17 protein-coding genes are annotated in these 25,505 nt (G+C 57.3%); 6 read left to right on the top strand and 11 right to left on the bottom strand.

The window, feature by feature from the left end:
• Positions 1 to 4 precede the first annotated feature (4 nt).
• Together AC2FIC_RS05670 and AC2FIC_RS05665 are read left to right on the top strand one after the other, a co-directional pair.
• Complete coding sequence (locus AC2FIC_RS05670; protein WP_142640120.1) at positions 5 to 325, top strand: hypothetical protein; 321 nt, start codon at positions 5 to 7, stop codon at positions 323 to 325.
• 54 nt (positions 326 to 379) lie between these two features.
• On the top strand, positions 380 to 1,366 hold the full coding sequence (locus AC2FIC_RS05665) for a type I glyceraldehyde-3-phosphate dehydrogenase (RefSeq protein ID WP_496692318.1): 987 nt from the start codon (positions 380 to 382) through the stop codon (positions 1,364 to 1,366).
• 40 nt (positions 1,367 to 1,406) lie between these two features.
• On the opposite strand, the gene AC2FIC_RS05660 is transcribed toward AC2FIC_RS05665, so the two are convergent.
• From AC2FIC_RS05660 to puuE, 3 genes are all read right to left on the bottom strand, one after another.
• A complete protein-coding gene (locus tag AC2FIC_RS05660; RefSeq protein WP_142640116.1) occupies positions 1,407 to 2,834 on the bottom strand; it encodes a nucleobase:cation symporter-2 family protein in 1,428 nt (475 codons plus the stop codon).
• Between the two features lie 63 nt (positions 2,835 to 2,897).
• Entirely contained in the window at positions 2,898 to 3,380 is a 483-nt protein-coding gene (locus AC2FIC_RS05655) for an ureidoglycolate lyase (protein ID WP_496692317.1), read from the bottom strand.
• Positions 3,377 to 4,795: an allantoinase PuuE gene (puuE, locus tag AC2FIC_RS05650; RefSeq protein ID WP_496692316.1), complete on the bottom strand. Its 1,419-nt coding sequence runs from the start codon at positions 4,793 to 4,795 to the stop codon at positions 3,377 to 3,379. Before puuE ends, AC2FIC_RS05655 begins: the two co-directional genes overlap by 4 nt.
• A 209-nt stretch (positions 4,796 to 5,004) precedes the next feature.
• Between puuE and uraH the strand changes: the two genes are divergently transcribed.
• Positions 5,005 to 5,361 carry a hydroxyisourate hydrolase gene (gene uraH, locus AC2FIC_RS05645; RefSeq protein WP_496692315.1) on the top strand — a complete coding sequence of 119 codons (357 nt, stop codon included), beginning with the start codon at positions 5,005 to 5,007 and terminating at the stop codon, positions 5,359 to 5,361.
• Between the two features lie 141 nt (positions 5,362 to 5,502).
• Here the strand turns inward: uraH and AC2FIC_RS05640 are convergent, their stop codons facing one another.
• Complete coding sequence (locus tag AC2FIC_RS05640) at positions 5,503 to 6,423, bottom strand: LysR family transcriptional regulator (protein ID WP_142640107.1); 921 nt, start codon at positions 6,421 to 6,423, stop codon at positions 5,503 to 5,505.
• 96 nt (positions 6,424 to 6,519) lie between these two features.
• On the opposite strand from AC2FIC_RS05640, the gene AC2FIC_RS05635 reads away from it, so the two are divergent.
• From AC2FIC_RS05635 to AC2FIC_RS05625, 3 genes are all read left to right on the top strand, one after another.
• A complete protein-coding gene (locus AC2FIC_RS05635) occupies positions 6,520 to 7,743 on the top strand; it encodes a urate hydroxylase PuuD (protein ID WP_496692314.1) in 1,224 nt (407 codons plus the stop codon).
• A 156-nt stretch (positions 7,744 to 7,899) separates the two neighbouring features.
• Positions 7,900 to 9,705: an autotransporter assembly complex protein TamA gene (locus AC2FIC_RS05630; protein ID WP_496692313.1), complete on the top strand. Its 1,806-nt coding sequence runs from the start codon at positions 7,900 to 7,902 to the stop codon at positions 9,703 to 9,705.
• The gene (locus AC2FIC_RS05625) at positions 9,702 to 13,775 is read left to right on the top strand and encodes a translocation/assembly module TamB domain-containing protein (RefSeq protein ID WP_496692312.1); all 4,074 of its coding nucleotides are present in this window, start codon (positions 9,702 to 9,704) and stop codon (positions 13,773 to 13,775) included. Before AC2FIC_RS05630 ends, AC2FIC_RS05625 begins: the two co-directional genes overlap by 4 nt.
• Before the next feature lie 457 nt (positions 13,776 to 14,232).
• On the opposite strand, the gene AC2FIC_RS05620 is transcribed toward AC2FIC_RS05625, so the two are convergent.
• From AC2FIC_RS05620 to AC2FIC_RS05590, 7 genes are all read right to left on the bottom strand, one after another.
• Positions 14,233 to 15,165 carry a LytTR family DNA-binding domain-containing protein gene (locus tag AC2FIC_RS05620; protein WP_496692311.1) on the bottom strand — a complete coding sequence of 311 codons (933 nt, stop codon included), beginning with the start codon at positions 15,163 to 15,165 and terminating at the stop codon, positions 14,233 to 14,235.
• Positions 15,166 to 15,477: 312 nt separating this feature from the next.
• The gene (gene fdhF / locus AC2FIC_RS05615; RefSeq protein ID WP_496692310.1) at positions 15,478 to 18,261 is read right to left on the bottom strand and encodes a formate dehydrogenase subunit alpha; all 2,784 of its coding nucleotides are present in this window, start codon (positions 18,259 to 18,261) and stop codon (positions 15,478 to 15,480) included.
• A 13-nt stretch (positions 18,262 to 18,274) separates the two neighbouring features.
• Complete coding sequence (locus tag AC2FIC_RS05610) at positions 18,275 to 19,978, bottom strand: NAD(P)H-dependent oxidoreductase subunit E (RefSeq protein ID WP_496692309.1); 1,704 nt, start codon at positions 19,976 to 19,978, stop codon at positions 18,275 to 18,277.
• 85 nt (positions 19,979 to 20,063) lie between these two features.
• Positions 20,064 to 20,945, bottom strand: coding sequence for a LysR family transcriptional regulator (locus AC2FIC_RS05605; protein WP_142640095.1), 882 nt, complete (start codon positions 20,943 to 20,945; stop codon positions 20,064 to 20,066).
• Positions 20,946 to 21,227: 282 nt separating this feature from the next.
• A complete protein-coding gene (locus AC2FIC_RS05600) occupies positions 21,228 to 23,009 on the bottom strand; it encodes a thiamine pyrophosphate-binding protein (RefSeq protein ID WP_496692308.1) in 1,782 nt (593 codons plus the stop codon).
• A complete protein-coding gene (locus tag AC2FIC_RS05595) occupies positions 23,009 to 24,418 on the bottom strand; it encodes an aldehyde dehydrogenase family protein (RefSeq protein ID WP_496692307.1) in 1,410 nt (469 codons plus the stop codon). The genes AC2FIC_RS05600 and AC2FIC_RS05595 overlap by 1 nt, the downstream gene beginning before the upstream one ends.
• Entirely contained in the window at positions 24,399 to 25,328 is a 930-nt protein-coding gene (locus tag AC2FIC_RS05590) for a sugar phosphate isomerase/epimerase family protein (protein ID WP_496692306.1), read from the bottom strand. The genes AC2FIC_RS05595 and AC2FIC_RS05590 overlap by 20 nt, the downstream gene beginning before the upstream one ends.
• Between the last annotated feature and the right edge of the window lie 177 nt (positions 25,329 to 25,505).

Here is a 25,505-nt window from a genome sequence, read left to right as displayed (position 1 = left end):
TACGATGGCACTGCGCAATGTAACGCTGGCACTGGCGGCTGCAATCGGCCTGACGGCCCTTGATGTGACCCCTGCAACCGCCAAAGAGACGAATACCGTCAACGTCATGAGCCGCACCTGGGCCATTACCCAGGTTTCGGAAGCTCCGGTCGTATACCGTGCCACACGTGATAACAACAATCTCAACCCATTCGGCCCCCCGCCCCGGCTGCGCACTATTCAGGCCATCGCGGCGATTCAGCAGGCAACCGGGTGCAAGCCGATTGTGGCCAGCATGTACCAGAACATCTCGGGCCAGTTCTTTTCACAGGTCAGCTGTAACTGACCCGGACAGGAAACTGGCATTGAGGTTAATTCAAGCCCCTGCCATAGCTTGCGCATGAAACTCGCAATTAACGGATTCGGCCGCATCGGCCGCACGATTTTGCGGCAGCTTCTGGCCATGCCGCTCGGTCACGACATCGAACTGGTGCTGATCAACGACATCGCACCGCTAGAGACCTGCGCCTATCTGTTCAAGTACGACAGCACCTTCGGACCCTATCCGGGCAAAGTGGAACAGGGAACTGCGCAACTGGTTGTCGATGGGCACGCCATTCCTGTTACACACAGCCCCAACCTCAGCCGGGTTGATCTGTCCGGTGTAGATGTCCTGATGGACTGCACCGGCGTTGCCCGGACATCGGATGTTGCCAGTCAGGGCCTGACCGCAGGGGCAAGGAAAGTACTGATTTCCGGCCCCTCGCCCGCGACCGAGGCCACAATCGTTCTGGGCGCAAATGAGGATCATCTGGGCAATGCGCGGATCGTGTCAAATGCCTCTTGCACCACCAACGGGCTGGCTCCGCTGGTCAAGGTTCTGGACGCGATCGCTGGTGTCGCGTCGGGCCATATGACCACCATCCACTGCTACACCAACAGCCAACCGATGATCGACGCTCCGCGTGGTGATCTGGCACGGTCACGCGCCGGAGCGCTGTCGATGGTCCCGACCACCACCAGCGCTATGCACTTGATAGACGAAGTCCTGCCCCATCTGGCCGGGCGCATCTCGGGCGCGGCAGTCAGGGTGCCGACCGCAAGCGTCTCGGCAATCGATCTGATCGTGACATTGGAACGCGGGATGAGTGCCGAGGGTTTTGAAACCGCCCTGCGTGCAGCCGTTGCAGAGTCTCCCGTTCTGGGTTGGACGGATGAGCCGCTGGTGTCATCCGATTTGCGGACGCGGCCGGAATCTCTGATCATTGCAGGGCCAGAAACCCGGCAGATCGGGGAAACTCAGGTTCGTGTTTTTGGCTGGTATGACAATGAATGGGGGTTTTCAGCCCGCATGCTGGATGTCGCTCGTTTGATGGCCGACACATAGGCGGATCGCGACCTAACGCGATCCGCCGGTTTTCTTTCCGTTACTTGCCGGGAAGGCTGCCCGACCCGTGCCCCGACATGCCGCCCGAGACCTCTTCGGTTGCCTCATCCGCCAACTCATCCGGCAGGATCAGGTTCAGCACGATGGCAATCAAAGCCGCAGGCAGCAGCCCGCTTTTCATCAGGATGCCCAGAGTATCGGGAAGATGTTGCACCGCGCCCGGCTCAAGCTGCAGACCGAAGCCGATTGACAGAGCGATGGCAAAGATCACCATGTTGCGCCGATTCCAATCCACATCGGACAACATCGAAACACCCGCGGCGACAACCATCCCGAACATGACGATGACGCCACCGCCCAGTACTTCGATCGGAACGGTGCGGATGATCGCGCCAACCTTGGGCACCAGGCCGCACAGGATCAGAAACAAGGCGCCGATGGTGACAACATTTCGGCTCATGACGCCGGTCATTGCGATCAGCCCGACATTCTGGCTGAACGACGTGTTGGGTAAGCCGCCGAACACGCCCGCCAGGGCCGAGCCGAAGCCGTCAGCATAGGTTGCACCGGTGATTTCCTTGTCCGTGGCTTCGCGCCCGGCTCCGCCTTTGGTCACACCCGACACATCCCCCACCGTCTCAACTGCCGAAACAAAGGCCATCAGACAGAACCCGATTATGGCGGCGAATGAGAACTCGAATCCATACTTGAAGGGCACAGGCAGGGCGAACGTTGCAGCGCGGCTCCAGCTTGTTCCGATTGCCTCAAAAGTGATCATGCCAACCATCAGGGCATAGACATACCCAACCGCAAGACCAATCAGAACGGCAGAAACCGAAAGCATTCCGCGCGTAAAGAACTTCAGCCCCAGCGTTACCACAACCACGACCAAAGCAGCCGACCAGTTCAGCGCCGAGCCGTATTCAGGCGTTCCAATGGCCGGAACCCCTCCGGCGGCGTATTGAATGCCGACCTTGACCAACGCCAGACCAATCATCGTCACCACAAGGCCTGTGACCAGAGGTGGCAAGGCAAAACGGATTTTGCCAATCACCGTGCCCAGCAGGGCATGGAACACCCCACCGATAATGACACCGCCAAACAATGCGGCCAGACCATCGACGCCTTTGCCGGCAACCAGCGGGATCATGATCGGCAGAAAGGCAAAGCTGGTGCCCTGAACAATAGGCAAAGCCGCTCCTACCGGGCCAATCGTCACCGTTTGCAGCAAGGTCGCGACGCCGGCAAACAGCATCGACATCTGGATCAGGTACAGCAGTTCGGGAAAATCGGGGGAGTTCGAACCGAACCCGAACCCGGCGGCCCCTGCAACGATGATCGCAGGCGTCACGTTCGAAACGAACATCGCCAGAACATGTTGAATGCCCAGCGGAACTGCCTTGTGCAGCGCCGGGGTATAATTTGGATCCCGAAGTTGTTCGGGTGTCCCTATTGAAGTGTCAGCCATGAGTTACTGTCCTCTCTGTCAGATTCACGGGGGTCTTACCGCTTATGCTGCGGCTTCATTTGGCTACGACACCACCTGATAAGGGGTATCGAACCAGTATTCTTCCAGGTTGGGCCCATCGCCGATCCGATCAACAACGGCGAACAATCCAGGGCCATGCAACGGTGTCAAAACGCCGTGCCAAGTCCCACGATGATAATTCACCGCCTGACCGGGCCGGGTGACAAAGACACACGGCTCGCCCGGCTGCCCGTCAACATCTGGTGCTACAACGACCAGAAAGGGTTGATGGGTCATGGGAACAAAGGCCTGACTGCCATCAGGATGCCGTTCAACCATATCCAAATGGTACGGCAGGGTTCGGGGGTTGGCGTTAAACAGGCTGATCCCGGCGCGGCCGCCCGCGAAATCAAGGGCCGCCCGGTCGTGAAAACGCCCGCACTGGCCCTGGTTGATGATCTTGTCCGGGTCGCCCGATGCCTCGATCACATCTCCGAACGGGGCAAAAGCGTCAGGCGTTAAAGGAACAGTCCGGATCTGTTTCATGAAGGCAACACATCCCTCAGGCGGAATTCTGCTATACGCTCGACCTGTCGGCAGGCCTCGGCGAATTCTGTGTCCCGGTCCTGATCTATCCGCCGCTGAAACGCCTGCTGGATAGAGGCTTTGTCATGATCGCGCACAGCAATAATGAAGGGAAATCCGAACTTGTCGGTATAGCGCCTATTCAGATCGGTGAAGGCATCGCGTTCGGCATCCGTCAACGCATCCAGCCCCGCCGAGGATTGTTCCGCCGTGCTTTCCTGCGTCAGTCGCTTGGCCTGTGCCAGCTTGCCTGCCAGATCCGGGTGCGCGGTCAGCACGCCCAGCCGCTCCTCTTCCGAGGCCGAACGGAACATGCGCGTCAGTGCGTTATGCAACCCGCCGGCAGTATCGTGAGCCGCGCCGAGTTCCAGCCCATGGGCGCGCTCTGCAATCCAAGCCGAATGTTCGAAGATCCCGCCATAAGCGGCAACGAAAGCGTCCCGCGCCATTTCTGACGGCTTTGGACCTGATACAGGCGGGTGCTGCGCTGCCCAATGCTGGGCGATCTCCAGACGGGTCGCGAACCAGACATCCGAGTGCCCACGCGCATAATCCAGAAACCGTTTCAGCGCCATGACCCGACCTGGACGACCGATCAGGCGGCAATGCAGACCGATCGACAACATCTTGGGCGCACCGGCTTCACCCTCGGAATAAAGCGCGTCGAAACTGTCTTTGAGATAGGAATAGAACTGATCGCCCGAATTGAAACCTTGCGGCGTTGCAAAGCGCATATCGTTACAATCGAGAGTATATGGTACGATCAACTGGTCCCGGCCAGAGGCCTGCATCCAATAGGGCAGATCATCCGCATAGGTGTCCGCCACATAGGCAAAGCCGCCCTCTTCGGCCACCAGACGCACGGTGTTCTCGGAACACCGGCCGGTATACCAACCATAGGGACGTTCCCCCACGACCTCGGTATGCAGGCGGATGGCCTCTTCTATTTGAGCGCGCTCTTCCGCCTCAGACATATCCTTGTGTTCGACCCATTTCAGGCCGTGACTTGCGATCTCCCAACCTGCGTCTTTCATGGCGGCAACCTGATCGGGCGACCGTGCCAGCGCCGACGCGACACCGTAAACGGTTATGGGCAAGTCCTGCATCAAGCGGTGCAGACGCCAGAACCCTGCCCGCGATCCGTATTCATAGATCGATTCCATGTTCCAATGACGCTGGTCTGGCCATTGCGCTGCGCCGACAATCTCGGACAGAAAGGCCTCGGACGCGGCATCACCGTGAAGCACGCAGTTCTCGCCACCCTCTTCGTAGTTCAGCACAATCTGAACGGCCAGATTTGCTCCGCCAGGCCACTGGGCGTTTGGCGGGTTGGCTCCGTATCCGATCATGTCACGGGGATAGCGAGGGGGCTGCATGAATGTTCCGTCTCAGTTGTGTTACACTACCTACGCTTTACCGCAGAATTGGAAGCAGTATTATCAAATCAATCCGAACGCTGTTTCCTTTTCTTTCGGCATTCCCAAAGTCTCGGGTTTCGCCCCAGACTGCGTCAAACAATACTCGATTGCAGTTTGCGGTTTTCAACAACCACTCGTTGCGGTGATCGGAATATGAGGAGAAACGCGTGGCAGGATACCTGACAACCCATGTTCTGGACACCGCCAAAGGCTGTCCCGCAAAGGGGCTGAAAATTGCTCTGTACGCGATTACCCAGGACGGACGCCACAAACTGGCTGAGATGCTGACCAATGCAGACGGGCGAACAGACAGCCCAATACTACCGCAAGCAAACTTTGAAACCGGGGAATATGAACTTGTTTTCAGCGCGGGTGACTATCTGCGCGCCTCTGGCCAGGCGGATGACGAACCGCTGTTCCTGGATGAGATTCCAATCAGGTTTGGTATGTCTGAAGCAGACGCCCACTATCATGTGCCGCTCTTGCTTTCGCCATACAGCTACTCCACGTATCGTGGCAGCTAACTGACCGGGCGAACCTCCCACCCGTCGATCGCCCCTGCCGGGCCTCCTCCTGTTGAGCCGGGCGCCGCACCTGTTGGGCGCGGCGCGGATAGTGACGGTTACAGCTCTTCGAGAAAATTTACGCGCGGCCGGGAGCCTTTGCTAACCGTTGATGTCCGAGTTTTGCACAACCTTGCCAATTCGCGCGATCATGAAATCCATGAACAAACGCGCCTTGGGATCCTGGTGACGTCGATGGGTATAGAGACACGCCATCTGAACAGAGACAGGAGGTGTCTCCTTCGCAACCACCACCAGACGTCCTGCCTTGAGATGTTCCGCTGCCTCAAACACAGGTTTCATCGCGATCCCCTGCCCTGACAACGCCCAATCGGTCAAAACATCTCCGTCATCGCATTCAAACCGGCCCGACACGGCATAACGTTTTGGCCCGTCTGGAGTTTCCAGCATCCACTGAAACTCCGCAGCGCCGGGATACCGCAGGTTAAGACACTCGTGCTTGTCGGACACAAGATCGGCTCCGTTTTGCGGCATCCCCCTGCGTTTTACATAGTCCGGTGCGGCACACAGAACCCGCGCGCAATCCGCGATCTTGCGAATACGCAGGGTGCTGTCCTCGGGCTGACCAATGAAAAAGGCCAGATCCAATCCTTCGGTCGTCAGGTCCACTGACCTGTCGGTCAGGCGCAATCGCACATCAATTTCGGGGTATTCCGAGAGAAAATCCGGCACATGTGGGGCTAATAACCTGCGCCCGACGCCCAAAGGCGCGGCTACGAACAGTGACCCGCGGGGGGCTTCGGTCAGGTGAACAACCTGCGCCTCGGCTTCATCTACGGCATCCAGGACCGCAACCGCTCCGGGGTAAAACGCACGTCCCTGCTCGGTCGGGCTGAGGTTACGTGTAGTCCTCTGAAACAGACGCACGCCCAAATGATCCTCAAGCTGTGATATTCGCGCCGAAGTCACCGCCGGTGAAACACGCAAATCCCTCCCGGCAGCAGACATGCTGCCCAGATCATAGACACGAACGAAGGTGCGAATATTGTCGAGATAGGACATCTTATCGTTTTTTTTGATACAGTTTGACAATATACGGGAATACCGAAGAAAAGCCAGTTTGCCTAGGGTGACGATAACCTACTGGAGAGAACTCTCATGTTTGAATTCGCCGTGTTCTGGGATTGGATGGCATTTGCTGTGCGCTGGCTGCACGTAATCACTGCTATCGCCTGGATCGGATCATCCTTTTACTTCATCGCTCTGGACCTTGGCCTGAATCGGGATATCCCCGGCCCCGCCGACGGGGAAGAATGGCAGGTACATGGCGGCGGCTTTTACCATATTCAGAAATACCTCGTCGCACCCGAGCGGATGCCGGATCATCTGACCTGGTTCAAATGGGAAAGCTATGCCACCTGGCTTAGCGGAGCTGCGCTGTTGATGATCGTCTACTGGGTTGGTGGAGAGCTTTATCTGATTGATGCCCAAAAGGCCGATCTGGCGCTGTGGCAGGGCATTCTGATCTCGGCTGCCTCGTTGACTATGGGCTGGCTTATCTACGACTTCCTATGCAAATCCGGTCTGGGTGAGCGCCCAACATTACTGATGGTGCTGCTGTTTGTCCTGCTGGTGGTGATGGGCTGGGGGTACAACCAGATATTCACCGGGCGCGCGATGATGCTGCATCTGGGCGCATTCACCGCCACGATCATGACAGCGAATGTATTCTTCATCATCATGCCGAACCAGCGCATCGTCGTAGACGACCTTAAGAATGGCCGAACCCCGGACCCGAAATACGGCAAGATCGCCAAGTTGCGTTCGACTCATAACAACTATCTGACCTTGCCTGTGGTTTTCCTGATGCTTTCGAACCACTACCCGCTGGCCTTTGCCACCCAATACAACTGGATCATTGCGGCGCTGGTATTTCTGATGGGTGTCACAATCCGTCACTACTTCAATACACGCCACGCCCGCGCCGGTGATCCGACCTGGACCTGGCTGGTGACCGCTCTGCTATTCATCGCCATCATGTGGCTGTCCACGGCGCCTATGTACAAACCTCTGGAGGAGGCCGAGGCGCAGCCGCTCACCGCATTTGAACAGAAATACGCAGCAGCAGACGGGTTCGAACAGGCACATGATGTCGTTCTGGGGCGCTGTTCCATGTGCCATGCGCGCGAACCGGTTTGGGACGGCATCCTGTGGGCGCCAAAGGGCATTCTTCTGGAAACCCAAGGTGACATCGCCCGCAATGCGAAACAGATTTACCTGCAGGCCGGTGTCAGTCACGCCATGCCACCCGCAAATGTCACCTATATGGAACCGGAAGATCGCGCGGCGATCATTCGCTGGTTCCGCAATGCTGGCCTTTGAACTGGCACTGAGCCATCACTTGTTCCGCTAATTTTCTTGGCCAAACGATAAACGCTTCCCCTACACGATTACAGATGTTCTAACTATCCTTAAGGGGCCGCCACATCCGAAAAGGCGCCGAAATTAATTTCTAGTTGGGGCAGCTGGAGCCAATAGATGCAGCGAATAAGACAATGCAGCTTTGTGAGAAATTGTCTGTTCGGAATAGTCGTCGCCACATTACCCACATCGCTGGCCGCATTGGAAACCGTCCTCACGGCACCGGGCGCTCCGAAAGCGCTGGTTGAACGGATCGAAGATACCGCATCGGTGACAACCGCAGAATCCCGCGGGCTGGACACACCGCTTGAACTTTTGTCAGCGGCCCTGTCGGACTATACCACCATTGTTCAGATCCTTTATGACGAAGGCTATTTCAGTCCCGTCGTCAGCATTAAACTGGACGGGAAAGAGGCGGCGGAACTCAGCTCACTCAACGTGCCCAATCAGATCAACAAAATCGTGATTGCTGTTAAAACCGGCCCAACCTTCACATTTGGCCAGGCGGTGGTCCGGCCGATCGCGACCGAAACGGTTCTTCCCGAAGACTATGCGACGGGCAAACTGGCCACCACCGGCGCCATTCAGCAAGCCGCGTCAGCAGGCGTGCAGGGATGGCGTGACGCTGGTCATGCCAAGGCCGAGGTCAGCGGCCAGAAAGTCATTGCCCGCCACGCCCAGGCAAAGCTGGATTCCCGCATTGACCTCGCCCCAGGACCGCGTCTGAGCTTTGGAAAAATGTACATCAAAGGCGACAGCGATGTTCGCCACAGGTCCGTCGAACAAATCGCCGGCTTCCCAACCGGAGAGGTGTATTCCCCCCAGCAGGTGCAAAAGGTCGGAACCCGGCTTCGCCGCACCGGCACGTTTAATATTGTCTCGATCGAAGAGCACGACACTCCCAACCCTGATGGCTCCCTGGATTTCGATGTCTATCTTGAAGACATGCCCAAACGCCGCCTGACCTTTGGTTTGGAAGTGGCCTCGCGCGATGGGATGGAGCTGTCGACAACCTGGACGCATCGCAACGTGTTCCGCCGCGCCCAACGCCTGCGGTTTGAGGCATCGTTGCGCAATATTGGCGGGGCCGAGGATCTGGACGGGCGCATCGGGCTGCGGCTGGATCAGCCCGACCGGCTGGGCCCCGATGACAGCACGTTCTGGAGCGCCCTTCTGGAACGTCGCAACACCGACAATTACAACGTGACGGTGACGTCTCTGGCCTATGGTGCAAGACGCACATTTTCAGACCGCCTATACGCCGAAGCATCCGCCGGGTTTCAGTGGTCGGATGCAGATGACGCCTATGGCGACGGGCGTAAGTTCCGCTATTTTATCATGCCGTTCCGATCAGAATGGGATGAAAGGGACAGCAAGGTCAGCGCCACCAATGGCTATTACCTGGATGCCCGTGTGATGCCATTTGTCGGCCTGTCCGACACAGAAACAGGCCTCAGGATGTTTGCGGACGCGCGTGCCTATACCAGTCTGCGGACGCAAGGTCGTCTCGTGCTGGCAGGACGGGTCCAGATTGGGTCAATTGTAGGACCCGCCTTGGACGGGGTCACACCCGATTTCCTGTTCTTTTCGGGCGGTGCGGGCACTGTGCGCGGTCAGCCCTATGAAAGCCTCGGCATCCCTGTTGGCAATGAGGTTGCTGGCGGCAAGTCTTTCCTCGGGCTGTCCGGCGAGGTTCGCGGCAAGATCACCGAGACAATATCGCTGGTCGGGTTTTATGATTATGGTGTTGTAGACACGTCCTCTTTTGTCAGCAGCGCCGCTGAGAGCCATTCCGGCGCCGGGCTTGGGATCAGATACGACCTTGGCGGCTTTGGCCCCCTGCGTCTGGATCTGGCCCTTCCCGTTCAGGGCGACACCGGAGATGGTCTGCAGTTTTACATCGGAATTGGTCAGGCATTTTGACACATCGTTTCTCATATCCAGTTGTTGCGGCGGTTCTGCTGTGGGTGCCGTACCCCGTTCTGGCGCAGGACGAAGGCGGCAGTATGCTAGAGCAGTTTCTGCAGGATACCCTGTCCGGTGATGATCAGAACGTAACCGTCAAAGGCTTGCAAGGCGCGCTGAGCGCACGGGCCACAATCGCAGAGATCACGGTATCGGATGATGAGGGCGTCTGGCTGACCATCAAAGATGCCGAACTGGATTGGAACAGACTGGCCCTGATACGGGGGCGGTTCTCGGTCAATGCGCTGACAGCGCAAGAGATCGACGTAGCCCGCGCGCCGGGCACCACAACCAAAGATGCCCCTCCTCCTTCTGCGGAAACCCAGACATTCCAGCTGCCCGAGCTGCCTGTCGCAGTTGAAATCGGCGAAATCCGCGTGGATCAGTTGTCGCTGGGGCAGCCGCTGATTGGGGTGGCCGCCGACTTATCCGTCACCGGAAATCTGTCGCTTGCTGATGGAACGCTGGACACCAATCTCGACGTGGTGCGGCTGGACCGTGCCGGAGATGAGATCAGATTGACCGCCGGGTTTGACAACTCGACAAGCGAGATCAATCTGGACCTGAACGTGGCCGAGGCATCCGGCGGGCTTATTTCGACCGCTTTGAACATTCCCGACAGCCCAACGATCGAGCTGACGGCAAAAGGCGCCGGACCGCTGACGGATTTCACCGCCGATATCGGGCTGAGCAGTGACGGGCAGCAGCGTCTGGCCGGGCAGGTTCGGCTTGGTTCGACCCCTGACGACACTGCGGAAGGCATAGCATTTACCGCCGATCTGAACGGAGACCTGACTCCTTTCGTCGGCCCTGCCATCGACCCGTTTTTCGGGACGGACTCGCGGCTGTTCGTGCAGGGTCAGACCCTGCCCGAAGGGGCGCTGGACCTGTCCGATCTTCAGCTTGCAACGCAGGCCCTAAACCTTGAGGGGAAGTTGGCCCTTGCCGAAGGTGGCACATTGCAGTTTGCCGCCTTGCAGGGACGCATTACCCCGCCGCAGGGACAGGCGGTCACGCTTCCGGTTGGCGGTGGTGACAAAACGATCAAGTCCGCGCAGATCTCGACCTTGTTTGATCAGAAGAACGGCAATCTCTGGGATCTTAGCCTGACAGCAGATAAGTTCAAATCCCCCCAGGCCGAACTTGAGAGCATGCAAATTATCGCGCAAGGCGTGCTCGATCAGACCCTTGGATTTACGGTGAACGGCGATCTGCAGGCCAGCGTCACTGGCATAGATCTGACCGATCCGAACCTGAACACAGCCGTCGGAGACCGCATCACGCTGGACGGGCAATTTGAGTATGGCGATGACCAGTCGCTGACATTGTCCGGTTTCGAACTGGTCGGGTCGGATTACACTCTGGCCCTGGACACGCTGATTAGCGGATTAACCAGCGGATTGGCTGTTGATGGCAAAGCAACGCTGGACGCTACCGACCTGTCCCGGTTCTCTGGCCTTGCCCAGTTGGAACTGGCAGGGTCGGCGTCGGCAGAGGTTCAGGGCAAGGGCTCTCCGCTTGAGGGCAGCTTTGATGGCAAAATTGTTGTTCAGGGCAACAACCTGTCTACGGGCCGCAACGATATCGACCCCGTAATCACCGGCCAGACCACCATCGCTCTGGATGCTCGCCGTGGGGCGGATGGAATATCCATACGCGAGTTCAAACTGAACGGTCAGGCCGCGCAGGCACAGGCAAGTGGCGAAGTGACCACGCCTGATGGCAATCTGACAATCGACGGTCAGGCCAGCCTCAACGCGCCCGACCTCTCGGTCTTTTCCGGGCTGGCCCAGCGGCAGCTGGGCGGGTCGCTCAGCGCCCAAATGGACGGCAAAGGCACCCTGCAGACGCAAGAGTTTGATGGCACGGCCAGCATTACGACGCAGGATCTGCAGACAGGTATGTCCGAAGTCGATCCTCTGCTTGCAGGCAAAACCGTGATCACCTGGGATGGTGCGAAAACGGGAGACCTTATCGACATACGCAAAGCCACCATCAACGGACGGGCCCTGACAGCACAGGTGAGCGCGTCGATCAATGACCCAACCGGCAATCTGGTTCTTGATGGTCAGGCACAGGTGACTGTCCCTGATCTTTCGCTATTTTCGGACCTCGCGGGCCGGGATCTTGCCGGGTCGGTTACCGCGGATATCAATGGCAACGGAGCTTTGTCCAGCCAGACCTTCGACATAGCCGGCGATGTCGATGCGCAGGACGTCCAGATTGGCATCAGTCTCGTCGACAAACTGATCGAAGGTCGAACGACGCTGCGTGTCGATGCCGAGAACAGTGATCAGAGTCTGAATGTCCAAAACTTCAAACTGCGGGGCACCGCCTTGACCGCAGACGCTTCGGGTCAGGTCAGCAAAGAGACCGGCGGGCTGAGCTATTCGGTAAAACTGGACGATCTGGCGCGGATTTCCAAGACGTTGTCAGGACCACTGACGCTGGAAGGCAACGCCGCACCAACAGCTTCGGGCCTTGAAGGAAGAGTCAGCTTGCGTGGGCCGGACAGTTCATACGCGTCGCTGACGGGGTCGGTCGGCTCTGACGGATCGGCAGACTTGGACTTTGACGCCGAGCTAAACAAGGTCGAGCGTTTCGCCCCAGACTTTCCAGGTACAATCACCGCCAATGGGACCGCAAAGCGCAAGGCAGGCGTCTGGACCATCAACTCTTCGGCGCAGGGTCCGGCACAGATCACCGGCGAAATCTCGGGCACGTTCGATGAAACCACAGGAAACGCCGATCTGAATGCGCAAGGCGGGGTTAATATCGGTATCGCAAACCTGTTCATCACCCCCAACCAAATCGACGGGACTGCGCGGTACGACCTTAGCTTGAATGGCCAACCCTCGCTTGAGGCGCTCAGCGGGTCGATCACGACCTCTGGAACCTCGTTGGCGATACCGGGTGCCGGTCAGACCATTACCGGCATCAGCGGCGCGGTCGAGTTGGCCAACAACCGCGCCAACATCTCCCTAAATGGTGGAACCCGCGCCGGGGGTAATTTCACCGTCGCGGGCCCGATTGACCTGACGCCTCCGTTCAATGCGCAAATTACGACCACGCTCAATCGTCTCGTGCTGACGGATCAGCTTTTGTACGAGACGATCCTGAACGGGCAAATCGCAATGACCGGAGCTTTGGCCGGCAACAGCACAATAGTCGGGCAAATTACATTCGAAGAAGCCAATATTAACCTCGCCGCCGCCTCGGGTGCGGTCGGCGCTGCACCCATACCAGAGATCGAACATATCAACGAAAACGCGGCCAGCTATCGGACTCGGGAACGTGCCCGTTTGGTAAAACAGGACGATGCCACCCAAAGCGATTCCCGTATTGCGCTGGACATCGCTCTGCTCGCCCCCAAGGCCGTGTTTGTCCGAGGTCGAGGCGTGAATGCCGAACTCGGCGGACAGCTGTACATAGGCGGTACAACAACCTCGATCATTCCTTCGGGCCAGATCGCTCTAATCCGAGGCAATTTCGACATTCTGGGCCGCAGGCTGGCCCTGACAAAAGGGATCGTGACCCTACAAGGCGACTTGACACCCTATATCGAATTTGAATCCTCAAACAGCACCTCGGACGGGACCGCTACAATCGAAATCGCCGGGCCGCTGGACGCCCCCGAGGTCAACGTGTTCTCGGATCCGGAACGGCCAGCAGAAGAGGCGCTGGCCATGCTGTTGTTTGGCAACCGTTTCTCTGAGCTGTCCCCCTTTGTCATTGCCCAGATGGCGGCTTCGCTGGCGCAGCTCAGCGGTGCAGGAGGAGATGCAACCAAGGGTCTGAGGGAGTCGACCGGTGTCGACACAGTCGATATCGGAGCAACGTCAAGCGGCGGAATTTTGGGCGCCGGGGCGTATCTGGGTGACAATCTCTATACCGACTTTAACGTGAACACCGAAGGAAATACCGAAGTGAACCTCAATCTGGACGTCACCGATAATATCACCATGCGCGGAACCGTTGACGGGCGGGGGGAAACGGGATTGGGTGTCTTTTTCGAGCGCGACTACTAATCCTGCGCGAAACTCTGCATCTGTGACAACAGTTTCGGGCCAAATCACAGGAAGGCAGGGAATTTCATTAACCCCTTAACTATCAACTTCTTAACATGACAGCGAATGCACAAGTCGCTCTATTCATTTCGTGCGACACGAATTTTCATTGCCATTCGTTTCGAATTTTTGACGTTTCGTACCAATTTCATTGCCAGGTCCGTGCCTATGCAGGAAAAGAAGGCAGCGCCTGGTTTTGCGGCGCCTTTATCGAGTGACGTGTTGACCAGTACGACCTGATTATAGAGGGGGAAAAACTCAAAATCGGGGAAAGCAAAAGATCAAAATTCAAGTCTTTTCATTACTAAAAATATTGAACTGCCCACCTTCCCATCCACTGCGTATTCTGTACCCAGTAGCGATGGGAAGGTGGATTATCTAAACGAACCGATAAGCCGGATGTTTCTGCCGAACGATGTCAGGTTTGTTGTGGTGAAGCTTTGACTGTTGCCGGGCTTTCCGCTGACGCCATCTCGGACAGCCAATCACGCACGGCGCCGTGCCGACTACGGGCGATAGCGATCTTTTTGCCGCAGCCCAGAACCAGATATCCGACTTCATTCAGGCTTTGAGCAATATCCACACACCGATTGGCAACCCAAAAGGACCGATGCACCTGTAGGCCATAGCATTCTGGCATTTGCGATAGGATGCCTTTGAACGTTGAACGCACCAGCACTTCTTTTTCATCTACACGCAGGGTGACATAGTGCTGCTGAGCCTGAACGAACAAAATGTCCTTGGCCAAAAAATTTTGCCCATTGGCGGACACTAAACCATTGGCCACAGGAACACGGGATTCGACTCTGCTATCCGGCTCGTCCTCGGGTTGCGGATCGCCGGCGCGCAGGCGGGCCAGATAAGGTGGAAAAACCCAAACGATTACGATCACTTCAATTCCAACGACGAGAAAGTACTGAGGCAGCAAAAGCGGCGAGTTTTCAAAGCTGAAAGACAGAAATGTACTGAAAACCATTGTCGTTGCGAATTGGGCAAACTTCATCGCCCCATACGCAATGGGAAAACATGTCAGCGGGGTGAAAAACCGTTTGATGCCCAGATATCGGCTGCAGAATGCTTCAAAAAGCAACATCAGCACCACCGAGCCCATATACCCCAGCAATCCGCACATCCAATAGATCGTGCGCCCCAGCCCGTTTAGCGGTTCAGCAAACAATGACGGCGTCGCACCAATGAGCAGCAGCATCAAAGCAGGCAGAAACATCAGGAAGTTTCTGGACAGGAAAAAACTAAGGACTTCGCTCAGGATCGCATCAACCGACATACCCGGCAATACAACAAACGAAAGCTCAGCCTGTTTCAAATCGTTATACACGTCTTGCGGTTTCATTCAGCCCTTGTTGCTCTGATCGCGCTACTACCATCTATTTCGGCTTCGGCGCCTAGGCCCGACTGCCCACAGGTTCGGGCCCTGCGCAATCGGTTCCCCAATTTCGTTTCCAAACCCAATCAAGACCTAACCTGACGACCGCAAAATGGGCGCTTTGGTGGCGTTTTCTTAGGCTCAAAATTGCTGAAACCAGAGAAATATGGCGCAAATGGCGCAAAGCTGAGTGGGAAATGCCTATTTCCGCGTTGACGTCGCGGAAACCTAAAAGGGCGACCTCGCAAGGCCGCCCTCAAAAATTCTACTCCGACACTCTTACTCAGCCGCGATTGCGTCTTCGATCTTTTCAACTCGAATGGCCGAGAATTTGAACTCAGGGATTTTACCATAAGGGTCGATGGCCGAGTTGGTCAGGATATTCGCCGCCGCCTCAACATAGGCAAAGGGGATGAACACCATGTCCTCTGCAATCGCCCGGTCGGCACGCACCATGATCTCGATCGAGCCGCGACGGGTGGTCAGGCGAATGGTCTCGCCCGGTTCAATTCCCATCAGCTTCAACTGGCGCGGGTTCATCGAACAGTTGGCCTCTGGTTCAACCGCATCCAGCACCGTGGCTCGGCGGGTCATTGACCCTGTGTGCCAATGTTCAAGCTGACGACCCGTGGTGGCGATCATCGGATACTCCTCATCCGGCGCTTCATCCGGCTGGATCACACTGGCAGGAGTGAACTTGGCCCGCCCATCGGCACGAGGGAAGCCATCACCAAACACAATCGCTTGGCCCGGATCGGTCTCAGACAGCGACGGGTAGGTGATTGTTTCGGTCTCCAGCCGCTCCCAGGTGATGTTGTCGAGAGACTCCATCGTCAGCTTCATCTCGGCAAACACTTCGGACACATCCGAATAAGACCAGTTCAGACCAATGCGCTGCGCAAGTTCGACGGTGATTTTCCAATCCTCGCGCGCCTCGCCCGGAGGCGCCACAGCCGGACGCACTCGTTGTACCTGACGGTTGGTGTTCGACACGGTGCCGTTCTTTTCATACAGCGCCGAGGCAGGCAGGATGATGTCGGCGTAGTTCGCCGTTTCGGTCAGGAAGATGTCCTGCACGATCATCAACTCCAGCTTGGCCAGCGCGTCCCGCGCGTGGCCAACATCGGGGTCGGACATGGCTGGGTTTTCACCCTGAATATACATGCCCTTGATATTGCCCGCATATGCTTGATCGATGATTTCAGTGACGGTCAGGCCTTTTTCGTTCGAGAAATCCTCAGATCCCCAGACCGAGGTGAACTGTGCCCGGATGTTGTCATCGGTCACCGTTTTGTAATCGGGCAGGAACATCGGGATCAGGCCCGCGTCCGACGCGCCCTGCACGTTGTTCTGACCGCGCAGCGGGTGCAGGCCCGCGCCGGGTTTACCAACGTTGCCGGTCATCAACGCCAGCGAGATCAGGCAGCGCGAATTGTCAGTGCCGTGGATATGCTGACTGACACCCATACCCCAGAAAATAAGCCCGGCCTTGGCCTGTGCAAAGATGCGCGCCACGCGGCGCAACTGATCGGGTTCGATACCGCAGATCGGGGCCATCGCTTCGGGGGTGAAGGCGCGCAGGTGTTCCTTCTCGGCCTCCCAGTTCTCGGTCCAGCGGTGGATGTACTGGCTGTCATACAGCTCTTCCTCTACGATCACGTTCATGATCGCGTTCAGCATCGAGACATCGGCACCGGGGCGGAATTGCAGCATCTCATCGGCAAATTTACGCATGCCGACACCACGTGGGTCCATCACGATCAGCTTGCCGCCGCGCTTGGTGAACTGCTTGAAATAGGTCGCCGCAACGGGGTGGTTCTCAATCGGGTTGGCCCCGATGATGATGGCCACATCCGCGTTTTCGATCTCGTTAAAGGTTGCGGTCACAGCACCCGAACCGACGTTTTCAATCAGCGCCGCCACCGATGAGGCGTGGCACAGACGCGTGCAGTGGTCGACATTGTTGTGCCCAAATCCCTGACGAATGAACTTCTGGAACAGATATGCTTCTTCGTTGGTGCATTTGGCCGAGCCAAAGCCCGCGACATTGCGTGGGTCCTGATCGCGCAACACCTTCAGTCTGGAGGACGCCAGGTCCATCGCCTCTTCCCAGGTCGCTTCGCGGAAATGGGTCGACAGGTTCGAAGGGTCGACATTCAACCCCTTGGCGGGCGCATCCTCACGCCGGATCAGCGGTTTGGTCAGGCGGTGTGGGTGGTGGATGTAGTCGAAACCAAAGCGGCCTTTGACGCACAAGCGGCCTTCGTTGGCCGGGCCGTTGATGCCTTCGACATACTTGACCTTGCCGTCCTTGACCTTCAGCGAGACCTTGCAGCCGACGCCGCAGAACGGGCAGACGCTTTCGGTCTCGGAATCATAATCCTTGCTGTCGCCCTGCTGCTTTTCGTCCAACACAGTGGCTGGCATCAATGCACCGGTCGGACAGGCCTGAACGCATTCACCACAGGCCACACAAGTTGAATCGCCCATCGGGTCGTTCTGATCGAACACCACTTGCGCGGTGTGACCACGCCCGGCCATCCCGATCACATCATTGACCTGCACATCCCGGCAGGCCCGGACGCAGAGGTTGCAGTTGATGCAAGCATCCAGATTAACCCGCATCGCGATATGGCTGTCATCCAGCAACGGGATTTTCTCGGCCTCTTTGGCAGGGAACCGGCTGTTGCTGACATCGTTCAGTTCGGCCATGTCCCAGAAATGGCTGGATTTATCGTGCGCCTCTTCGGGTTGATCGGCGACCAGCAATTCCATGACCATTGCGCGCGATTTCTCGGCACGGTCGCTGTCGGTTTTCACCACCATGCCGTCCGCCGCAGGGCGAATGCACGAAGCGACAAGAGTGCGCTCGCCTTCCACCTCGACCATGCAGGCGCGGCAGTTGCCGTCGGGTTTATAGCCCGGCTGCGGCTTATGACACAGGTGCGGAATGGTGAACCCCTGCCCCTTGGCGGCTTCCCAGATGGTCCAGCCCTCGGGGACGGTGACGTCATCGCCGTTCAGGTTGAAGGTGACGGTCTTGGTTGGGCTTGCATCAAGCATGGCTCTGTCTCCCTCAGATTTCGTCAGCGAAATGTTTCATGACCAGGCGGATCGGGTTCGGGGCCGCCTGCCCCAGACCGCAGATCGAGGCATCGCCCATGACCTGACACAGGTCTTCCAGTAAATCCTGGTCCCACGTGTCAGCCTGCATCAGCTTAACCGCCTTTTCGCAGCCCGCCCGGCAGGGCGTGCATTGGCCACAGCTTTCATCCTCGAAAAACCGCAGCATATTCAGCGCCGCGTCGCGGGCAGTGTCCTGATCGGACAGCACCACCACGGCGGCCGACCCGATAAACGTACCCAGAGGTTGCAGCGTGTCGAAATCCAGCGGCACGTCGTCGATTGACGCAGGCAACAGGCCCGAAGACGGCCCGCCCGGTTGATAGGCTTTGAAAACGTGACCCTCGGCCATGCCACCAGCGGCCTCAATCACATCCAATATGGTCGATCCCGCAGGCAACAGATAGACGCCCGGCTGCGCCACCCGGCCCGAGACCGAATAGCTGCGCAGACCCGTGCGCCCATTCTTTTCCGTGCTGTTCAGCACTTGGGGCCCTTCGCGGCAGATTTTCGACACCCAATAGAGCGTCTCGACATTGTGCACCAAGGTCGGACGGTTAAAGACCCCAACCTGCGCCACAAACGGAGGCCGGTGACGCGGCAGGCCTTTCTTGCCTTCGATCGACTCGATCATCGCGGATTCTTCGCCGCAAATATAGGCACCGGCGCCCCGGCGCAGATCGATATATCCTTTTTCAACCAGGCCAGCCTGTTCCAGCGCGGCAATCTCGCGGCGTAGAATTTCCAGCACCGCCGGATATTCATCGCGCATATAGATAAAGCAGGTCTCGGCCTCTACCGCCCAGGCAGCTATTAGCATGCCTTCAAGGAAGACATGCGGCGTGCGTTCAAGGTAGTAGCGATCTTTGAACGTACCAGGCTCGCCTTCATCGCCATTCACGGCCAGATAACGGGTGCCTTCGTTCATGCGAACGAAGCCCCATTTCTTGCCGGACGGGAAGCCAGCTCCACCCAGACCGCGCAAGCCCGAGGACAGGATGTCTTCCTGTACTTTCTCCCAATCACCGCTCTCGCGCAGCTCTTTCAGCTTGGCATAGCCGCCGTTTGCTTCATATGCCGCAAAGGTTTCATAGGCGGGCAAATGGGCGTGGGTATCATCCGCAGCAATCGCCGCCTGCACCTTTTCAGGAGTGGCATAGTCGATATGGTTATGCCCGATTTCCAGCACCGGCGCAGTATCGCAACGACCCATGCAAGGCGCACGCAGGACACGGACGTTGGAAGGATCAAGACCGTCTTCCAACGCCTTTTGCAACTGCTGGGCACCGGCCATTTCGCAGGACAGGGAATCGCAGACGCGGATGGTCAGCGCGGGCGGCGGGGCTTCATCCTCTTTCACCACATCGAAATGGGCATAGAAGGTGGCGGTCTCATATATCTCGGCCTGACCAATCCGCATCTCGACTGCAAGCGCGGCAATGTGGTCAGCGCTGATATGGCCGTGTTCGTCCTGAATCAGATGCAGAAATTCGATCAAAAGGTCGCGACGGCGGGGGCGATCCCCCAGCAAGCGCGCAATCTCGGCCGCCGCCTCATCCGTGAACTGACGGCCTTTGGGCGTGTGCCGCCCCTTGCCTTTACCTGACTTCCAGACGCCCTTTGGCGCGCCTGATGGCTTGGTATCTAATGGTGCCATGATGCCCTCCGATTCAGGCCCCGTGTCTCATCAGACTAGCATATCGTCAAATCGCATATTTCAATCGCACGATAACGACACCTTATCACCGCAAAGACGTCACCACCGCGCGCAGCGCTCCAACCGTTGGCAGTTCCGGATCGCGTGTCAGGGTCGCCAGACAGATAGGTTTGCTGACCACCGGATCGACCAAAGGCAGAACCTTTGTTCCCTTCAGATCCCCCAATGCCCGTACCAACACGCGTGGCACCACGGTGGCCGCCAATCCCTCACGCGCCATGACCATTGAGGCAGTGAACCCGCTGGTTTCCGCGACCACATGAGGATGCAGGCCCTGTTCGGCGAAAATCCGGTCTAATATGCGGCGGTTCTGCATCTGCGGTTCAAGTAGGCTGACCGGAAATTCGGCGACCCGTGCCCAGGGAATTGGCCCCGTCTCGTCTGTCATATGAGACGGGATCAACAGGACATAGGTTTCTTCATACAGCGACTGTACCTGCCGCAAATCGGTGCCGATACTGTCGCCATATGTGATGCCCGCATCCAGACTGCCTTCGTCCAGCCGATGTTGAATGGCCGTAGCCGACATCGTTTCGATCCGAGTGATGATGCGCGGATGCGCCTGCTGCAGACGCTTGATCAACCGGCCCGTAAAGGCGATTGCAGTCGGGATCACGCCCAGTATCAGAGTCCCCGTGATTTCCCCCTTTGCCGCCTGCACCTGCTGTTCCAAGGCCTTGGTGTCGTCCAGAATGCGCCGCGCCCGCTGGACAATCATCTCGCCCTCTTCGGTCAGGCCCTGAAACCGGTTGGCACGGCGGACGATGGACACGCCCAACCGATCCTCTAGGTTGCGAATACGCATTGAAAACGCAGGCTGGGAAATCCCGCATTCCTCGGCTGCCTTTGCAAAATGCCGGTGCCGCGCCAAAGCGCTGAGCAGTTGCAGGTCGCGGATTTCGATCATGTGGCGGCATCACTCATATCAGGTCGGTGCCGACACTAGCGGAATTCCTTGGGATGAGGAAAGCAGGAGTTAAACCCGGCCCCTCAACTCCGCATTCAACATCATGCGCCAAACGTTGCCACGCAATGTCTGAAGGACCCCGGCGCTTTGGAGGTGTTCCTCTTTTTGTAGCCCGCTACTGGTGATGCTGTTTGATGTTTCTTCGCTCACCTCTGCGAGAATGAAACCACTGCAGGTCTGTTCGAGGCATACCCCCGGTGAGGCGTTCCTCGAACAGGCTTTTCACGTCGCTACGTGGGATACATCTTTGTCTGGTGAGTATATGTCCAAGATGTTCCAATGTCCGGTCGTTGGTGTCGGATTATTGATCATTGGGACATCAAGAACAGTGGGTTTGCCGCTGGCTATCGCCGCTTCCAATGCGGGCAACAGCTCGTCAGCAGCGCCCAGCCTGTGCCCCTCTGCGCCGTAGGCCCGTGCAATTTCTGCATAACCCGGTCCGTTGGCCGGCGCTTCGGCCGACCCTGGGAAGGTTGTACCATAGGTTAAACCGTAATGCGCCTTCTGAAGACCTGCGATCGTGCCGAAGGCGTTGTTGTTCATAACCAGCCAGATGATACCCAGATCAAGCTCGACCGCAGTCGCAAGCATCGACGGGTTTTGGCCGAAACCACCATCACCAACCAGGCTGATCACCACACGATCAGGTGCTGCCAGCTTCGCGCCGATCGCGCCCGGAGGGCCAAAACCCATTGTAGCAAAACCACCTGGGGTCAGGATCGAACCGGGTTTCAGGATATCGAATTGTTGTCCGACGCCGTTCTTGTTCCATCCGACATCCGTTGTGATGATGGCATCCTCGGGCAGAGCCTTGCGGGTATCTGCCAGAATACGCTCGGGCATCATCGGAAACGCTGATGAAGTGGCCATTTCCACATTGCGCGCTTTGAAGCCCATCCGGAAATCAGCAATCTTTTGTTCAACAGCGGGGCGCTTGAAACCGCCCGGATACATTTTGCGGGCAACCCGGTTGAGCACGCGCAACGCGGCCTTGGCATCCGCAACAACGCCGATCTCGGTGGGATAGTTCCGACCGATCTCCTGCGGCTCAATGTCGATATGAATGACCTTCGATCCGGGAATGTTGAACGTGTAGCCAGGGTACCAACTTGAACAATCAGCCTCTTTGAACCGAGTGCCCACGGCAAAGATGTAGTCCGCGTTCAGGCAGGACTGGTTGACCAATTCGGTGCCCCAAAACCCAGTCATTCCCAGCACAAGTGGATGGTCGTCCCGCAACGCGCCTTTCCCCATCAGGGAATGCGCGACTGGTAGGCCCATATGTTCAACGAATTCTCGCAACTCTTCGCTGGCCTGTGCCAGAAGAATACCACCACCGACATAAGCGACTGGGTTTTCGGCTTTAACCAACGCTTCGACAATCTCTCGCGCTGTCTCGTCGTCAATCGACGGTTTCTTGAGCGCGCGCGTGTTGTCGCGGATACGGTCGAAACTGTCCGCGGGGATCACCTCTGAGAAGATATCCATGGGGACATTGACCAGAACCGGTCCAGGCTGACCACTTTCGGCCAGATGGAACGCCTTCTCCAGTATCTCAGCCATCAGGTCTGCGCGGTCCACCCGCCAGGCGCGTTTGACAAAAGGCCGATAGATCTCCCACTGGGCGGCGTCTGCGTGCAGGTTAACCTCCTGATGCGGATGCTTGCCATAGTAATGTGTAGGAATGTCACCCGCGATCACGACCATGGGGATACAATCCAACGCCGCATTGGCGACCCCGGTGGCGCAATTAGTTAGTCCCGGGGAGAGATGGGACAGCACCACCGAGGCCTTGCCCGTCACCCGCGCATAAGCGTCCGCCGCGTGGCTGGCGATCTGTTCGTGCCGTACGGTGACGAAATCGATGGGACTTTCCGCCAGCGCAGCCAGAACCGCGATGTTCGTGTGGCCGCACAGGCCGAACACATGCCTGACCTCACGGCGTTCGAGAAAGTCAACGATATGTTCAGCGACGGTTTTGCCGTCCAATTTACTTGCGTCCATCACGCGACCTCCTGTCCGTAGAACTCACCGAACAGGTCTGGCTCCGAGGGGCGATCCTCGGGGATCGGACGGCTGACCCAAGTGTAGTTCATCATGTGTTTCATGGTGACGTTTTCATTGGTGATATTGCCGCCCCAGATGCCGCAGCCCAGGCTGCTGGTCATGGGCATGCCATTGGTCCAGGCGCCCGCATTGGCCTTGGACTGAGGCTGTCGAACCATCATACGGCTGACCGGAGCCAGACGCGCCAACCGATCAATGTGATCGTCATTATGGCTATAAATCCCGCAGGAATGGCCCTTACCTCCGGTGTTGTAAATCTGGCCGACCGTTTCCAGCGCGTCATCGAATGTGTCGAAGTGATATAGCGCCATCAGCGTGGTCAGTTTTTCCTTGGAGAACTTGTGCTGCGGCCCGATTTGCCCCTGATTTTCAACCATCAGGAATTTGCGATCTTCTGGGATCGAGAAACCGGCGACTTTGGCCGTTTGCTGAGGCGGACAGGCGATGGTCGGGAACGTACGGTTTCCTTTCTCATCCCACATGGCTGCTTCAAGCATGGCCTTCTCTACGTCAGAACAAAGATAACCACCTTCGGCTTCAAGCGCCTTGACCATATCATCGTAAACCGAGCGCTGGATGATAATGTTGCCATCTGCCGAACAACCAGACCCAAAGTCAGACGTCTTTGAAATCCGTGTATTCTGGGCAGCGATATCCAGATCCGCAGTTTCATCAATGACGATAGACGAATTGCCTGCGCCGACACCGTAAGCCGGACGCCCTGAACTATAGGCCGCTTTGACCATTGGCTTCCCACCTGTTGCCAGCGTCAGATCACAAATCTCCATCAGGTGCTGGGTAAGAGGGATCGAAGGTTTGCGGATCGATTGGAACAAGTCTTCCGGGGCTCCTGCTGCTCGACAGGCTGCGCGCATAACCTCGACCATTTCATAGGTCGTGACTGCTGTGCGTGGATGCGGGCTGAAGATGACCGCATTACGGGCGTTAGCGGCGGAAACACCGGTCACCGGTGGTGTCATCGCCGGGTTTGTCATTGGGATCAGGGATGCGATCACACCCGCAGGCTTGGCGTATTTCACCAGGCCTTTTTCCTCATCAACCTCGACGATCCCAGTCGACGGGGTGCGCAGGACATCGCGCAGTACCATGTGTATTTTGAACCGCTTTGCAGGGCGTCCTTCGCGGTCACCAATGCCGCTTTCGTCCACCCCCTGCTGAGCCAATCGCGTAAAGGTTTTTTCGTTCCCCGCGTACCACGCTATGGCCTGAGACAGACAGTCCAGCCTGTCCTGTTCCCAATCCTCGATTTTGGCCATGGCCGCGCGGGCACGTTCCAACATATCAGCCGCCAGTCGGCGGTCGTCTTCAGTGAGCTCTTTGCCCATGATGATCCTCTTGGTGTTTTAGAATTGCTGCATTGGGCATGCGGCGCTGAGATCGCGCCTCACCGAATGTTCGCTTGGCGTGGCTCAGACAGCGACGCGCGTGCTCTTCGTATCCCAACTCGGCAACGCGGCTTTGGTTGGGCAGTTCAATGGAATAGTCGACAGGGGGCATCCGCTCGATGATGCCGGTGAAATCAATCCAACCTTCACCGGGATAAAGCCGCGCATCGCGGGCCAGTTGGATCATGCCCTCACGCGTATCCGCGATGCCTGGTAGACAGTCAGAGATATGCAGAAAGTGAAACAAGTCCGAGGGGACGTGCAGCAGTTCTCCTAGATCCACCCGGCTTAGGTGCAGATAAAGCGTATCGACCAGAATACCGCCATTCGGCTGATCGGAGGCGCGGACAATATCCAGCGCCTCATCCAGAGTACGCAGGCGTGAAAAGCTGGGGAACTCCAGATCGACCGTCAGCCCGTAGGGCGCGGCCAGTTCGCAGGTCTCGGAATAGACGTCAATCAGGAAGTCGCGATCATCGCGGGTGTTGGTCCACGCGCTCATGATCATGCGCTTTGCACCAAGCTCTCCGCCTATTTCCAGAGAGGGTTCAAAACTGCGCGGGTCGACATCTTCGGTGATGCGCGCAAGCTCGACATCAAGAACTTTCAAGCCCGTCGTGGAAAGAGCGGTTTTAGTGGCCTGCACCTGTGCCTTGTCGATCGGGGATTGAGTAAACTCACCGGGCACATGCATCGGAATGAAACGCGGGCTGACGGCATCGTAACCGGACCGGGCAGCAATGTAGACTAGCTCGGGCGGCGTGCAGCCGATCAGCGTCAGATGCGCCAAGGAATAGAGAGAGGGGCATGAGCCGGCCTCTTCGGGTTTCACCATGAACGACAGCTCCATACGTCTGCGAATCTAATTTTCATCATATTTAGTAAAAAATATCTGATATTTTTTAAAATATCAACTCTTAGCGACGCGACTTAAACTGAAACCACCGGACGGGCTCTCGAGCGGGTTTAATCATTTTTTTACAAAAGCTTATATGATGATCCAATCGTTCTGAACTGGCGAGGCCCC

The organism is Ruegeria sp. CDSC079, assembly GCF_059610505.1.
This window is presented reverse-complemented; position numbering and strand designations above follow the sequence as displayed.